The 14,547-nt window shown below is 64.2% G+C and carries 14 protein-coding genes; 9 read left to right on the top strand and 5 right to left on the bottom strand.

Features of this window, described 5'->3' with window-relative positions:
• Window positions 1–235: 235 nt before the first annotated feature.
• From SO156_RS33595 to SO156_RS33610, 4 genes are all read left to right on the top strand, one after another.
• The gene (locus tag SO156_RS33595) at window positions 236–1,081 is read left to right on the top strand and encodes an AraC family transcriptional regulator (RefSeq protein ID WP_458147640.1); all 846 of its coding nucleotides are present in this window, start codon (window positions 236–238) and stop codon (window positions 1,079–1,081) included.
• 133 nt (window positions 1,082–1,214) lie between these two features.
• The gene (locus tag SO156_RS33600) at window positions 1,215–2,141 is read left to right on the top strand and encodes an SMP-30/gluconolactonase/LRE family protein (RefSeq protein WP_498537775.1); all 927 of its coding nucleotides are present in this window, start codon (window positions 1,215–1,217) and stop codon (window positions 2,139–2,141) included.
• A 205-nt stretch (window positions 2,142–2,346) separates the two neighbouring features.
• Window positions 2,347–2,940, top strand: a complete 594-nt coding sequence (locus tag SO156_RS33605; RefSeq protein WP_458147638.1) for a GNAT family N-acetyltransferase — start codon at window positions 2,347–2,349, stop codon at window positions 2,938–2,940.
• Window positions 2,941–2,956: 16 nt separating this feature from the next.
• Window positions 2,957–4,603 carry a GMC family oxidoreductase gene (locus SO156_RS33610; protein WP_498537776.1) on the top strand — a complete coding sequence of 549 codons (1,647 nt, stop codon included), beginning with the start codon at window positions 2,957–2,959 and terminating at the stop codon, window positions 4,601–4,603.
• 371 nt (window positions 4,604–4,974) lie between these two features.
• Here the strand turns inward: SO156_RS33610 and SO156_RS33615 are convergent, their stop codons facing one another.
• Window positions 4,975–5,817, bottom strand: a complete 843-nt coding sequence (locus tag SO156_RS33615; RefSeq protein WP_027522430.1) for an AAA family ATPase — start codon at window positions 5,815–5,817, stop codon at window positions 4,975–4,977.
• A 93-nt stretch (window positions 5,818–5,910) separates the two neighbouring features.
• Window positions 5,911–6,156, bottom strand: a complete 246-nt coding sequence (locus SO156_RS33620; protein WP_458147636.1) for a GlsB/YeaQ/YmgE family stress response membrane protein — start codon at window positions 6,154–6,156, stop codon at window positions 5,911–5,913.
• Window positions 6,157–6,279: 123 nt separating this feature from the next.
• Between SO156_RS33620 and SO156_RS33625 the strand changes: the two genes are divergently transcribed.
• The 3 genes from SO156_RS33625 (at window position 6,280) to sseA (ending at window position 9,001) form a co-directional block, all read left to right on the top strand.
• Window positions 6,280–7,455, top strand: coding sequence for a vWA domain-containing protein (locus SO156_RS33625; protein WP_498537777.1), 1,176 nt, complete (start codon window positions 6,280–6,282; stop codon window positions 7,453–7,455).
• A gap of 130 nt (window positions 7,456–7,585) precedes the next feature.
• Window positions 7,586–7,999, top strand: a complete 414-nt coding sequence (locus tag SO156_RS33630) for a rhodanese-like domain-containing protein (RefSeq protein ID WP_458147634.1) — start codon at window positions 7,586–7,588, stop codon at window positions 7,997–7,999.
• A 138-nt stretch (window positions 8,000–8,137) separates the two neighbouring features.
• A complete protein-coding gene (gene sseA, locus SO156_RS33635) occupies window positions 8,138–9,001 on the top strand; it encodes a 3-mercaptopyruvate sulfurtransferase (RefSeq protein WP_498537778.1) in 864 nt (287 codons plus the stop codon).
• A 7-nt stretch (window positions 9,002–9,008) separates the two neighbouring features.
• Here sseA and SO156_RS33640 read toward each other — a convergent pair whose 3' ends face one another.
• On the bottom strand, window positions 9,009–9,770 hold the full coding sequence (locus SO156_RS33640) for a hypothetical protein (protein WP_498537779.1): 762 nt from the start codon (window positions 9,768–9,770) through the stop codon (window positions 9,009–9,011).
• 360 nt (window positions 9,771–10,130) lie between these two features.
• Here SO156_RS33640 and SO156_RS33645 point away from each other — a divergent pair, with 360 nt between their 5' ends.
• A complete protein-coding gene (locus tag SO156_RS33645; protein WP_458147631.1) occupies window positions 10,131–11,288 on the top strand; it encodes a L,D-transpeptidase in 1,158 nt (385 codons plus the stop codon).
• Between the two features lie 55 nt (window positions 11,289–11,343).
• Here the strand turns inward: SO156_RS33645 and SO156_RS33650 are convergent, their stop codons facing one another.
• Both SO156_RS33650 and SO156_RS33655 read right to left on the bottom strand, forming a co-directional pair.
• Complete coding sequence (locus SO156_RS33650) at window positions 11,344–12,306, bottom strand: D-2-hydroxyacid dehydrogenase family protein (RefSeq protein WP_498537780.1); 963 nt, start codon at window positions 12,304–12,306, stop codon at window positions 11,344–11,346.
• A 138-nt stretch (window positions 12,307–12,444) separates the two neighbouring features.
• A complete protein-coding gene (locus tag SO156_RS33655) occupies window positions 12,445–12,657 on the bottom strand; it encodes a hypothetical protein (RefSeq protein WP_458147629.1) in 213 nt (70 codons plus the stop codon).
• Window positions 12,658–12,894: 237 nt separating this feature from the next.
• Here SO156_RS33655 and ettA point away from each other — a divergent pair, with 237 nt between their 5' ends.
• Window positions 12,895–14,544, top strand: a complete 1,650-nt coding sequence (gene ettA, locus SO156_RS33660; protein ID WP_498537781.1) for an energy-dependent translational throttle protein EttA — start codon at window positions 12,895–12,897, stop codon at window positions 14,542–14,544.
• The last annotated feature ends 3 nt before the right edge of the window (window positions 14,545–14,547 follow it).

Below are 14,547 nucleotides of genomic sequence, written 5' to 3' on the forward strand. Positions count from 1 at the left end.
GGTTGCAGTCGCGGCAGGCCATTCCTCTCGGAACACCCCGACAATATCTGATTGCGCTATTACAAGGGTGGGTTAGCGAAGCGTAACCCACCGCTTATCTCGCCAGTGGCGTGGTGGGTTACGCCTTCGGCTAACCCACCCTACGAAACCGTACGTGTGCGACAGCAATGCCGATCAAGCGCGTTGCAGCGGCGAGGTGCAACATCGCCGCGCTTCGAATGAGGACCTCTAGTTCATGAACCCAGCCCAGCGTGCACTCTGGTTCATCGAAAGCCATCTCGCCGAGCCGCTGACGCTCGACGAGATCGCCGAGATCGGTGGCGTGTCACGCTTCCATATGGTGCGGGCGTTTGCCGCGGCGACCGGCTTTCCGGTGATGCGCTACGTGCGGGCGCGGCGGCTCACCGAGGCCGCGCGTAACTTGGCGCGCGGTGCGCCGGACATTTTGTCGCTGGCGCTGGATGCGGACTACGGATCTCACGAAGCCTTCACCCGCGCGTTCCGCGACCATTTCGGCGTGACACCCGAAGCGGTCAGGGCGGCGACGTGCGTCAAACACCTCAAGCTTCAGGAGCCGATCCTCATGGACTCAACCATGCTCGACAATCTCGCACCGCCTCGTTTCGAAACCGCCAAGGCGTTCCTCGTCGCAGGCATCGCTGAGCGCATCTCCTGTGACAACGGCGCCGCCATCCCGGGCCTGTGGCATCGCTTCCATCAGGAGGTCGCCGACATTCCAGCGCAAGTGGCGCAAGGGAAAGGTCAAGTCGCCTATGGCGTCTGCTGCAACGGCGACGATGCCGGCAATTTCGACTATATCGCCGGCGTCGAGGTCTCCGATTTCTCTGACCTGCCGCGGCGCTTCGGACGCATCCGGATTCCCGAACAGCGCTACGCGGTGTTCACTCACACCGACCACGTCGCCTCGATCCGCCGAACCGTCAACACGATCTGGAATCAGTGGCTGCCGGCATCGAGCCTGAAGGCCGCGGACGCGCCGAATTTCGAACGCTATGACGAAAAGTTCGATCCCAAGACAGGCAATGGCGGCTTCGAGATTTGGGTGCCGGTGAAGGAGTAGGGCTGCGCAACGCTGGCATACCCGGCCGCTTGCTTGGCAAACGGAAGCGCCTTTGTCATAACGGCACGCAAACCTGCGTGCCGGACCGCCATCGGACATCCCGGCGACGCGATAAAAAGCCGGGAGGTTTCCGATGTCCAGCATCCGCCTAATCGCCACCGATCTCGAGTTTCCGGAAGGCCCGGTGGTGATGCCCGACGGCTCGGTCGTACTGGTGGAAATTCGCGGGGCACGGCTCACGCGCGTTTATCCCGACGGACGGAAAGAGATCGTCGCAAAAATGCCGGGCGGACCGAACGGCGCGGCGCTCGGCCCCGACGGCAAGATCTACGTCTGCAACAATGGCGGCTTCTCCTGGATCCCGACCGGCAAGATGATCATGCCGGGCCCGCAGCCCGACGATTATCTCGGTGGCTCGATCCAGCGGGTCGATCTGCAATCGGGCAAGGTCGAGACGGTCGTGACCAAATGCGGCGAGCATGACCTGCGCGGTCCCAATGATCTCGTCTTCGACCGGCATGGCGGCCTGTGGTTCTCCGACCTCGGAAAGCGTCGTGCGCGCGACATGGATGTCGGCGGGATGTATTATCTCAAGCCCGGGATGCAGGAGATCGTCGAGGTCGTGCACGGCGTGCTGCCGGCGAACGGCATCGGCCTGTCGCCGGATGAGAACACCGTCTACATCGCGGAGACGCCGACCGCGCGGCTCTGGGCCTATGAGCTCGCAGCGCCCGGCAGCCTGAAGCCGCGCGAAGTGATCTATCGCGGCGAGCGCGGCAAGCCGATCGCGGGGCTCGGCGGCTATCAGATGTTCGACTCGCTTGCGGTCGAGGCCAACGGCAATGTCTGCGTTGCAACGCTGGTCTCAGCTTGCATCTCGGTGATCGCGCCGGATGGCAGGCTGGTCGAGCAGGTCCCGACCGGCGACCGCGTCACAACCAACATCGCCTTCGGTGGCCCCGAGCTCAAGACCGCCTACATCACGCTGTCGGGCAAGGGTGAGCTGATCGCCATGGACTGGCCGCGCGGCGGATTGCCGTTGAATTTTCTGAATAAGTGAGACAAGTCGTTATTGCGAACGAAGCGAAGTAATCCAGAAGACCCTCACCCTGAGGAGCGCGCCATCGGCGCGCGTCTCGAAGGGCGAGGCCACCGGCCGGGCCTTCATCCTTCGAGACGCGCGTTCCGCGCTCCTCAGGATGAGGGCTTGCAGCCTGGATTGCTTCGTCGCTTCGTTGCTCGCAATGACGAAGGAGACACCATCAATGCCCTGGCCTGATCCAATCACCCTCCGCGGCGAGCATGCGCGGCTCGAGCCGCTGTCGCATCAGCATCGCGACGCCTTGGTGGAGGCCGTGAAGGACGGCGAACTCCAGAAGCTCTGGTACACCGCGATCCCCAAGCCTGAGAACATGGCGAAGGAAATCGACCGGCGCCTTGGCCTCCAGGCCGCGGGCTCCATGCTGCCTTTCACCGTGTTCGACGCCGAGGGCAAGATCGTCGGCCAGACCACCTACATGAACATCGATGCGACCAACCGCCGCGTCGAGATCGGCTCGACCTGGTACGCCAAGAGCGCGCAGCGCGGCCCGCTCAACACGCAGTGCAAGCTGCTGTTGCTGACCCATGCCTTCGAGCAGCTCAACTGCATTGCGGTGGAATTCCGCACGCACTTCTTCAATCACCAGAGCCGGCGTGCCATCGAGCGGTTAGGGGCCAAGCAGGACGGCATCTTGCGCAGCCATCAGGTGGCGCCGAACGGCACGCTGCGCGACACCGTGGTTTACAGCATCACCGCAGCCGAATGGCCGACGGTGAAGGCGCATTTGACCTATCAACTCAACGACAAGCCGCGCTGAGGCGGTTCGAGGCAAGATGGACAGATTTGATTATGTAATCGTCGGCGCCGGCTCCGCCGGCTGCGTGCTCGCGAACCGGCTCAGCGAAGACTCCAACACCAGCGTGTGTGTGCTCGAGGCGGGCCCGAGCGACTGGCATCCCTACATCCATCTGCCGGCGGGCTTCATCAAGACCTTTCACATGAAGAGCATCAACTGGGCCTACGAGCAGGAGGTAGGGCCCTGGACCGGCGGCCGCAGCATCTACGCGCCTCGCGGCAAGACGCTCGGCGGCTCGTCCTCGATCAACGGTCACATCTACAACCGCGGCCAGAATCTCGATTTCGACACCTGGGCGCAGATGGGCAATCGCGGCTGGAGCTATGCCGATGTGCTGCCATATTTCAAGCGGCTGGAGAAGCGGGTCGGCGAGGGCGAGGCGCTTTATCGCGGCCGCGATGGCAGCCTCACCGTCACCACCATGGAGTGGCGTGATCCGCTCTGCGAAGCCTTCATGGACGGCGCCGTGTCGCTCGGCATCCCGCGCAATCCCGATTACAACGGCGCCAAGCAGGAAGGCGTTTCCTATTGCCAGCGCACCATCGAGAAGGGCCTGCGCGTCTCCGGTGTGACTGCGTTCCTCAAGCCCGCGATGAAGCGGTCCAATCTGCATGTGCACACGCATGCGCACGCGACCGAGATCATCTTCGACGGTAAGCGCGCCGTCGGCGTACGCTATAGCAAGGGCGGCCGGGGCGGCACGCCGGTCGAGGTGCGCGCCAACAAGGAAGTGATCCTGTCGGGCGGCGCCTACAACTCGCCGCAGCTCCTCCAGCTCTCCGGCGTCGGCTCGCCAGATCTCTTGCAACAGTACGGCATCGCCGTGCGTCATGCGCTGCCGGTCGGCGAAGGCCTGCAGGATCATTATGCGCCGCGCACGGTGGCGCGGGTGAAGGACATCAAGACCATCAATGAGCTCCGCCGCGGCTGGCGTCTCTGGGTCGAGGCGATGAAATGGGCCACCGCACGCCGCGGCCTCCTCTCGCTGTCGCCGACCATGGTCTATTGCTTCTGGTATTCGGGCGAGAGCCCGGATCGCTCGGACCTCCAGCTCACCTTCACGCCGGCGAGCTACAAGGAAGGCGTGCAGGGACAGCTCGAGGACGAGCCCGGCATGACGGTCGCCTCCTGGCAGCAGCGTCCCGAAAGTCGCGGCCATGTGCGCATCCGCTCGAGCGATCCCTTTGCGCCGCCAATCATCCAGACCAACTATCTCGACGCCGAGCTCGACCGCCGCGTCATCGTCGGCGGCATGAAGCTCGCGCGCAGGCTTTTGAAGTCGGCGCCGCTCTCGCCCTATTACGCCTATGAGGATTTCCCCGGGCCCAACGTCAACAGCGACGACGAATTCCTGCACGCCGCCACCGAGCGCGGCACCACCACCTTCCACCCCGGTTGCACCTGCCGCATGGGCCCGGCCGAGTCCACCTGGGCCGTGGTCGACGACCAGCTCCGCGTCCACGGCCTGCAGGGCCTGCGCGTCGTCGACGCCTCGGTGATGCCGCGCATGATCTCGGCGAACTTGAACGCATCCACGATGATGATCGCCGACCGCGCCTCCGACCTGATCCGCGGCAGGAAGCCTATGGAAGCGGCAAACGTGCCGGAAACAGCGGTGGCGTGAGGGCGCTTCTTCGTAGGGTGGGGTAGCGAAGCGTAACCCACCTCTTTGCTTTCCACCCGTTACGGAAGTGGTGGGTTACGCTGACGCTAACCCACCCTACGAGCTGGCCCGGCTCAGTTGTAGTCGTGAGCGGCTACGTGCCGGTTCAAACGGAGATAGTCTGGATTGCTTCGTCGCTCCTCGCAATGACGAGATTGGAGCACGCGCGCACCACGCCCTCGCCGTCATCGCCCGCGAAAGCGGGCGATCCAGTAATTCCAGAGGCAGCGCGAGGGTACGGAGAGACCGCGGCGTACTGGATTCCCCGCTTTCGCGGGGAATGACACCGAAGTTTTGAGCAACGGCGCTGCGCCGTTGCAACTGGGGAGGGCTTAAACCTCCCGCCGGCTCAAGAATGCCAGCCGCTCGAACAGGTGCACATCCTGCTCGTTCTTGAGCAGGGCGCCGTGCAGCGGCGGGATCAGTTTGCGCGGGTCGCGTTCGCGCAGTTGCTCCGGTGTCATCTCCTCGTTGAGCAGCAGCTTCAGCCAGTCGAGCAGCTCGGAGGTCGAGGGCTTCTTCTTCAGACCGGGCACCTCGCGCACCTCGAAGAAGATGCGCAGGGCCTCTTCGACGAGGCGCTTCTTGATGCCGGGGAAGTGGACGTCGACGATGCGGCCCATGGTCTCGGCGTCGGGGAACTTGATGTAGTGGAAGAAGCAGCGGCGCAGGAAGGCATCCGGCAGCTCCTTCTCGTTGTTGGAGGTGATCATCATGATCGGGCGCTGCTTGGCCTTGATCGTCTCGCCGGTCTCGTAGACATGGAATTCCATGCGGTCGAGCTCGAGCAGTAGGTCGTTCGGAAACTCGATGTCGGCCTTGTCGATCTCGTCGATCAGCAGCACCGGGCGCTGCTCGGCGGTGAAGGCGTCCCACAGCTTGCCGCGCTTGATGTAGTTCTTGATGTCGGACACGCGCGCGTCGCCGAGCTGGCTGTCGCGCAGGCGCGATACCGCATCGTATTCGTAGAGGCCCTGCTGCGCCTTGGTGGTGGACTTGATGTGCCAGGTTAGAAGCGGGGCGTTCAACGCTTTCGCCACTTCCTCGGCGAGCACGGTCTTGCCGGTGCCGGGTTCGCCCTTCACCAAAAGCGGTCGCTCCAGCACGATTGAGGCGTTGACGGCGACCTTGAGATCGTCGGTCGCAACATAGTCCTTGGTGCCGGTAAACTTCATCGAGCGTCCTTGTTGATCATCGGGCGAGGTGTACCTCCGCCACAACATGAGAACGGCCGCTTCGAGCGGCCGTTCCGGATTAGGTCAAGCTGTTCAGGCCCGTCTTATCAGCGAAAGGATGACCAGCACAATCACCGCGCCGATCGTAGCGTCCAGGATCGAGCCGAACGTGCCGGTGGCGAGCCCGATGCCGAGCTGCGGCAGGATCCAGCCCGCAACCAGCGCGCCGATGATGCCGACCACGATGTTGCCGACCAGTCCAAATCCCGCCCCGTGGACAATTTTCCCCGCGAGCCAGCCGGCGATCGCTCCGATGATCAGCGCTGCGACAATTCCCATGGCAAAGATCCCCAAAACCAAGCCTCAACTGCAGCAATTCTAGAGCAAAAAGCCTCCCGGTCCAGAGCGTGGCGACCCGTCTCGCCCCTTGACGGGAGCAATCCGACGGGCAATCTCTTACTCATGTTCCTCCAATTCTTCACCTCATTGCGCGACGCGCAGGTCCCTGTGACGCTGCGCGAATACCTCACGCTGATGGAGGCGCTCGACGCCGACCTCGCGGACTTTACGGTCGAGAATTTCTACTACCTGTCGCGCGCCTCACTGGTGAAGGATGAGCGGAATCTCGACAAGTTCGACCGCGTCTTCGGCACCGTGTTCAAGGGACTGGAAAGCCTGCTCGACGCCATGGACAAGGCGGAGATTCCCGAGGAGTGGCTGAAGAAGCTCGCCGAGAAATACCTCACCGAGGAAGAGAAGAAGCAGATCGAGGCTATGGGCTGGGACAAGCTCATGGAGACCCTGAAGAAGCGGCTCGAGGAACAGAAGGGCCGCCATCAGGGCGGCAGCAAATGGATCGGCACCGCCGGCACCTCGCCGTTCGGTGCCTATGGCTACAATCCCGAGGGCGTGCGCATCGGGCAGGAGAAGAACCGCAACAACCGCGCCGTGAAAGTGTGGGACAAGCGCGAGTTCAGGGATCTCGACGGCAATGTCGAGCTCGGCATCCGCAACATCAAGGTCGCGCTGCGCCGCCTTCGCAAGTTCGCCCGCACCGGCGCGCCGGACGAGCTCGATCTCGACAATACGATCAAGCAAACCGCCAACCACGGCTATCTCGACGTCGTCATGCGCCCCGAGCGGCGCAACGCAGTCAAGCTCCTGGTGTTCTTCGACATTGGCGGCTCGATGGATTCGCATATCGAGCAGGTCGAGGAATTGTTCTCGGCGGCGAAAAGCGAGTTCAAGCACATGGAGTATTTCTACTTCCACAACTGCCTCTATGAGGGCGTGTGGAAGCAGAACAAGCGGCGTTTCACCGACCGCACGCCGACCTGGGACGTGCTGCATAAATATCCGCACGACTACAAGGTCGTATTCGTCGGCGACGCCTCGATGTCGCCTTATGAGATCATGGTGCCGGGCGGCTCGGTCGAGCACGTCAACGAGGAGCCGGGCTCGGTCTGGCTCGATCGCATCATCCGCACCTATCCGCATGCGGCGTGGCTGAACCCGGTGCAGCAGAAGCACTGGGACTATTCGGAATCGACCACGATCATTCGCCGCATCTTCGCCAACCGCATGTTCCCGATCACCATCGAGGGGCTTGAGGGGGCGATGAAGGAGTTGACGCACTAGCATCCCGTCATTCCGGGGCGCGCGTAGCGCGAGTCCGGAATCTCGAGGTCGTAATTGTTGATCGAGGTTCCGGGTTCGATGCTATGCATCGCCCCGGAACGACGAGCGTGACAACAAGAGGGAGAAGCACATGCCCCAAAATATCACCCGCGGCATCAAGGCGCTGATCGACGAGGCCAATGCCGAGATCGAAACGCTGTCGGCCAAGGACGCCATCGAAATCTCCAAGAACGGCGACGTTGTCATCGTCGACATCCGCGACCCCCGCGAGATCGAGCGCGACGGCCGTATCCCCGGCGCGTTTGCCTGCACCCGCGGCATGCTCGAATTCTGGATCGATCCGCAGAGCCCCTACGCAAAACCGATCTTCCAGGAGGACAAGAAGTTCGTTTTCCACTGCGCCGGCGGCCTTCGTTCCGCGCTCGCAGCCAAGACCGCGCAGGACATGGGCCTCAAGCCCGTTGCCCACATCGCCGGCGGCTATGCTGCCTGGCGCGACGCCGGCGGCCCGGTGGAAAAGTGGGAGCCGAAGAAGAAAGCCTGACTGGGACCGAGCTATCAGCCACGACGTCATGCCCGGGCTTGTCCCGGGCATCCACGTTCTTTCGCGACACAAGCAAGGCGTGGATGGCCGGGACAAGCCCGGCCATGACGACCTAGAAAGTTGCCGGAGACTACATCAATGACTGACGCCACCACCACCGATCCCCTCGTCTCCACCGAATGGCTCGCCGCCCACATTGGCGACGCCAAATTGACGGTGCTCGATGCCACCTTCAAGCTGCCGGGTGTGCTGCCGCTGCCGAAGGACGACTATCTCGCCGCGCATCTGCCGGGCGCGGTGTTCTTCGATGTCGATGCTGTATCCGACCACTCCAATCCGTTGCCGCACATGTTTCCGAGCGCCGAGCAGTTCGGCCGCGACGTCGGCAGTCTCGGCGTCAGCAATGCCGATACCGTCGTGATCTACGATGCCGGCGGCTGGGTCGCGGCGCCACGCGCGTGGTGGATGTTCCTGTCCTACGGCCACAGCAATGTGCGTATCCTCAACGGCGGCCTGAAGAAGTGGCGCGCCGAGGGACGTCCGGTCGAGAGCGGCGAGGTGAAGCGGAAACCCGCAACATTCAAGGCGAGCTATGATTCGAAGCGCGTGCGCAGCATGCAGCAGTTGATCGCGAACGTCGAAAGCCGTGCCGAGCAGGTGATCGATGCGCGTCCGGCCGAACGCTTCGAGGGCCGCGCCGCGGAGCCACGGCCGGGCATCCGCTCCGGCCACATCCCGGGCGCCCGCAACGTGCCCTATGCCCAATTGTTCGATGCCGCGACCGGCGAAATGAAGTCGCTCGCCGATCTCAAGCAGGCCTTCAGCGGCGCGGGCGTCAAGCTCGACGCGCCGATCGTGACGAGTTGCGGCTCCGGCGTCTCTGCCGGCGTGCTGACGCTCGCGCTTTACCGGATCGGAATCACCGACACCGCGCTTTATGACGGCTCATGGTCGGAATGGGGCCAGGAGGGCGGCCCGGTGATCGCGACCGGGCCGGCCTGAGGCCCGCTCAACGGGCGCGGGTGGTCGCCGCGTAGGCCGGCTGCCGGTATTGCTGCAGCGGCTGCGTGGCAAAGGGACTGAATATCTGCTGCACCTGCACTGGCAGCGGTAGCGGCCGGCGCACGATCCGCTGCCGCTTCTTGTTCGCGCGCCGCTTGGCGGCCTGCTTGTCGGACGTGTCGCTCGCGGCCTTGGCTTTCGTCGGCGGATCCTGCGGAGCGGCCGTCGCTGGATCGGCGAGCGCCGCGACCTCTCTGGTCCCCTCGGACGGCGGAGGCACGGTCGCTCCGGCCTGCTGCGGCTCGATTGCTGTGGCCGGCGTTGGGGCCGCCTCGATGATCGCGAGCGGGTCGGTGACTGGGGGCGTCGGCTCGGCCGACGCGGTTTGCGTCACCGGAGCCTCGGCTGGCGGAGAGGGAGCCTCAGTCGCGGGGGCTTCCCCGGCGACCGGCACGACCGGCGCGCTGCTCACCTCGGATGTCAGTGCGGCAGCCTGCTCAGGTCCGCTTTCGGGAAGGCCGATGGTCGGGACTTCATCCCGCACCGAGGTCGAGGGCGGCAGCGGCTCGGTGCGCAGCGTTGCGAGCACCGGCTGCGGCGGCTCGCTCGCCTGTGCGAACACCTGCTCCTGCGGGCCGTTTCGCCAGGACGGATTGCTGACGAACTGCTCATGCGTCGCCCGCAGCAGCGCGGCGGCCCCTAAGCCGAACACCAGGATGGAGGTTGACAACAGGATCGCGGCAAACAGGAAGCGGAAGCCGGGAAGCATCGAAGGGCAATTTCCGCCTTGGCAAGGTTGGTGCCGAGGCCCTTGAGCCATCTGAACGCGGTGACGGTACTGGCTTGCCGCCTTCGCCGCGCGGGAAATAGGTCAACGCGGAGGACGAATCAGGCTGATTCAAGAATACCCGAACACTCCTGAGCCTTTCCGTAAAAATCGGGGGCGGAGAGACCGGCAACCTGCGGCCCGTGCGATTTCCGTTTCGTGATGCACCTGAGCAACGGTCGCGCCGCCGATCACAAATCACCAAATCAGGCCCAAACCGGCCTGTTTTGTCTTGAATGCGCCGCGATCTTCGTCCATTTGCCCCTTAACGGTCCGGTCGGGCCTGGGGACTAAACTAGGGCGATGATGATCAAACATTTTCTGACGATTTGCGCTGCCGCAACAGCCGCTGCGGCGGGAGCCTCGCTCGCGCAGGCTCAGCAGAGCTATCCGGTCCAGCAGGCCCCGGTCTATCAGCAGGGCTATCCGTCCGAATATCGCCCCGGCGACCGCGTGCCGAATTTCGACGCGCTCGAGGATGACGACGACGCGATGCCGTCGCAGCCGCGGAACTCCGCCGCGCTGCCGCCGCCCGGCCCGTCCGGTCCCGTGATGTCGCCTGACGATCCGCGCTATGGCCGCCCCGCCGGCGCTCCGCCGGTCTATTCCAATAATGCGCCGCAGGGGCCGGTGATGTCGCCGGATGATCCCCGATATGGCCGGCCCGCCGGCCCGCCTGCGGTGATTTATGCCGACCGTCCGGCCGCGCCGCAGGGCGCCGACGACGGCCTGCGTCCGCCGGAAGGCGTCGGTGGACCCGCCGCGACCGGCGGTGTCCAGCAGCAGCCTGCCGGTCCGAATGGCCCGCCGATGACGGTTGCGGCGCTTCCCCCGGAGGAGCAGCCTGACGCGGCGCCCACGGAGTTGCCGGCGAACCTGCGTCGCCAGGAGGTCGCGTTCCAGACCAAGGAGCCGGCCGGTACGCTCATCGTCGATACCCCGAACACCTACCTCTATTACGTCCTCGGCAATGGCCGCGCGATTCGCTACGGCGTGCGTGTCGGCCGCGACGGTTTCACCTGGACCGGTGTGCAAAAGATCACCCGCAAGGCGGAGTGGCCAGATTGGCATCCGCCGACGGAAATGATCGAGCGCCAGCCCTATCTGCCGCGCTTCATGGCTGGTGGTCCCGGCAATCCGCTCGGCGCGCGCGCAATGTATCTCGGCTCGACGGTGTACCGCATCCACGGCACCAACCAGCCCTCGACGATCGGCAAGTTCGTCTCCTCGGGCTGCATCGGCATGCTGAACGAGGACGTCTCCGACCTCTTCGATCGCGTCAAGGTCGGTACCCGCGTCGTCGTGATGCCGGGCGGCCCGTCGCCGGGAACGGCGACCGCATCTGCCGCGCCGGCGCCCGGCGCTGCCGCACCAGCGCCGATGGCAGCCCAGGCCGGCCCGGCCCCGGGCAGGCAGCCGACCGTGGTGCCACCGCTGCCGGCGCCCGTCACGGTACGCTGAGCGCTTCGAAAGATCCTTATTGCGAAGGGCGTGCCATCGGCACGCCCTTTTCGTTTCAGGCCAGCCGCTTCGGCGGCTCGCTACCCTTCGTCCAGGCGTCGATCGCCTCGACCATCTGCCCGTAATGGATGCGCAGCCCGTCCGCGGTGGCGTAGCCGAGGTGCGGTGTCAGCACGACATTGTCGAGCTTGCGGATCGGATGATCGGTCGGCAGCGGCTCGACCGAGAACACGTCGATGCCCGCACCCGCGATCTTCTTCTGTTGCAGCGCCTCGAGCAGCGCTGCCTCGTCGACGATCGGCCCGCGCGCGGTGTTGACGAGATAGGCGGTCGGCTTCATCCGCGCGAGATCGGCGCCGCCGACCAGCCCGCGCGAGCGCTCGCTCAGCACCACATGGATGGTGATGATATCAGCCTTCGCAAACAGCTCCTCCTTGCTGGCGTAGCCGACGTCGATCTCCTTGCATTTCTCAGCAGTCAGATTCGGGCTCCAGGCGATGACGTTCATCCCGAACGACTTCGCGATTCCCGCGACCTTGCTGCCGAGCTTGCCAAGCCCGACAACGCCAAGCGTCCGGCCCTCGATCTCGATGCCGGCAAAACTCTGCCAGGGTTCGCCCGCATGCATGCGGGCGTTCTCGCGGCCGATGCCGCGGGTCAATTCCAGGATCAGGCCCATGGTGAGCCCGGCGGTCGGATCGCGGGAATATTGCGTGCCGCAGACAACGACGTTGCGCGCTTTCGCCGCTTCCATGTCGATCGCGGCGTTGCGCATGCCCGAGGTCAGCAGCAGCTTCAGCTTGGGGAGCACCTCGAACAGGCTCTTGGGAAACGCCGTGCGTTCGCGCATCGCACAGACGATCTCGAAATCCCCGAGCGCGCCTGCCGTAGCCTGCTCGGAGGCGAAGGGGTGATTGAACACCGTCACGTCGACACGATCGGAGATCTTCGACCAGTGAGCGACGTCTTGGGCGATGTTGAAATAGTCGTCGAGAATTGCACAGCGCAGCCGCGTCATCGGGAAAACCGTCCATCCATGGCGAGGGGCGATGGCGCGCGAAGGAGGCGCCATCGATCGAACCTTGCCATGCTTGCGCACAATCGGCGGCCGGCGCAAGCAGCAGGACTCTTCAAAAATCCGGCAGCAGGCGGGGCGTCAGAGGTCGCGCGGTTTCAGGCGGAACGGCGCGTCCATGCCGTGCTTGGCGCGCCAGGCGGGGCCGGGGCCGCGCATGTAGTGGAGTTCCGGGCGATAGGGGTTGAAAGCCGTGGCGAAGAACCGGACCCAGAACGCGCGGAGCTCGGCGAAGAGGGTGGAGCCTCCGGCTCCCGCCGGGACGGGATGAGCGGTTGTCTCGATCATTGCCATGATGCGGCCTCGCTGTTCTCCCCGCCGCTTCTGCCGCGGGTGGCGCTTTTTGTGGCGTCACGACCAGCTTTGGCCTGCTTTATTAAAAAATGGTTTCAATTGTAGGGATCGGCTGCCCGGATGGTGTCCATCCCGTATTCATCCGTGGTGAACGGAGGGAAAACGTTGCCCTTTAGGGGCAGGATCGCTACATCGGCGACAAGCAAGTTTCCTCAAATCGAAGGTTTCACGGGACCGATGGCGCGCCAGTTCGTCTATTTCATGGAAGGCCTGACCAAGAGCTACCCGACCCGCAAGGTGCTCGACAACATTCGCCTGAGCTTCTACCCGGACGCCAAGATCGGCGTGCTCGGCGTCAACGGCTCGGGCAAGTCGACGTTGCTCAAGATCATGGCCGGCCTCGACAAGGAGTACACCGGCGAGGCCTGGGTCGCCGAGGGCGCCCGCGTCGGCTATCTCGAGCAGGAACCGCACCTCGACCCCAAGCTCTCGGTGCGTGAAAACGTCATGCAGGGCGTCGCCAAGCAGAAGGCGATCCTCGACCGCTACAACGAGCTTGCGGTGAACTATTCCGACGAGACCGCCGACGAGATGACCAAGCTCCAGGACGAGATCGAGGCCCAGGGCCTCTGGGATCTCGACAGCAAGGTCGACCAGGCCATGGACGCGTTGCGCTGCCCGCCCGACGATGCCGATGTCACGAAGCTCTCCGGCGGTGAGCGTCGCCGCGTCGCGCTGTGCCGGCTGCTGCTCGACCAGCCCGAGCTGCTGCTGCTGGACGAGCCGACCAACCATCTCGACGCCGAATCCGTGTCGTGGCTTGAAGGGCATCTGCGCAATTATCCCGGCGCGATCCTGATCGTCACCCACGACCGCTACTTCCTCGACAACGTCACGGGCTGGATCCTCGAGCTCGATCGCGGTCGCGGCATTCCCTACGAGGGCAACTACTCGTCGTGGCTGGTGCAGAAGCAGAAGCGGCTCGAGCAGGAAGGCCGCGAGGAGGCCGCGCATCAGAAGACGCTGGCCCGCGAGCAGGAATGGGTTGCGTCCTCGCCGAAGGCGCGTCAGGCAAAATCCAAGGCGCGCTATCAGCGCTATGAAGAGCTGTTGAAGCAGGCGAGCGAGAAGCAGACCCAGACCGCGCAGATCATCATTCCTGTCGCCGAGCGGCTCGGCGCCAATGTCGTCGACTTCGAAGGCCTCAGCAAAGGCTATGGTGACCGCCTTTTGATCGACGATCTCACTTTCAAGCTGCCGCCCGGCGGCATCGTCGGCGTGATCGGCGCGAACGGCGCCGGCAAGACTACGCTGTTCAAGATGATCACCGAGCAGGAAACCCCGGACAGCGGCACCATCACGGTCGGCGAGACCGTGCATCTCGGCTATGTCGACCAGTCGCGCGATGCGCTCGACGGCAAGAAGACGGTGTGGGAGGAAATCTCCGGCGGTAACGAGCTGATCCTGCTCGGCAAGAAGGAAGTGAATTCGCGCGGTTACTGCTCGTCGTTCAACTTCAAGGGCGCCGACCAGCAGAAGAAGGTCGGCGCGCTGTCAGGCGGTGAACGCAACCGCGTGCATCTCGCCAAGATGCTGAAATCGGGCGCCAACGTCCTGCTGCTCGACGAGCCGACCAACGACCTCGACGTCGATACGCTGCGCGCGCTGGAAGAGGCGCTGGAGGATTTTGCCGGCTGCGCCGTCATCATCAGCCACGATCGCTGGTTCCTCGACCGCATCGCGACCCACATCCTCGCCTTCGAAGGCGACAGCCATGTCGAATGGTTCGAGGGCAACTTCCAGGACTACGAGAAGGACAAGATGCGCCGCCTCGGCCAGGACAGCATCATTCCGCATCGCGTGAAGTACAAGAAGCTGACGCGGTGAGTT

The sequence above is a fragment of the Bradyrhizobium sp. UFLA05-125 genome, from assembly GCF_059803515.1.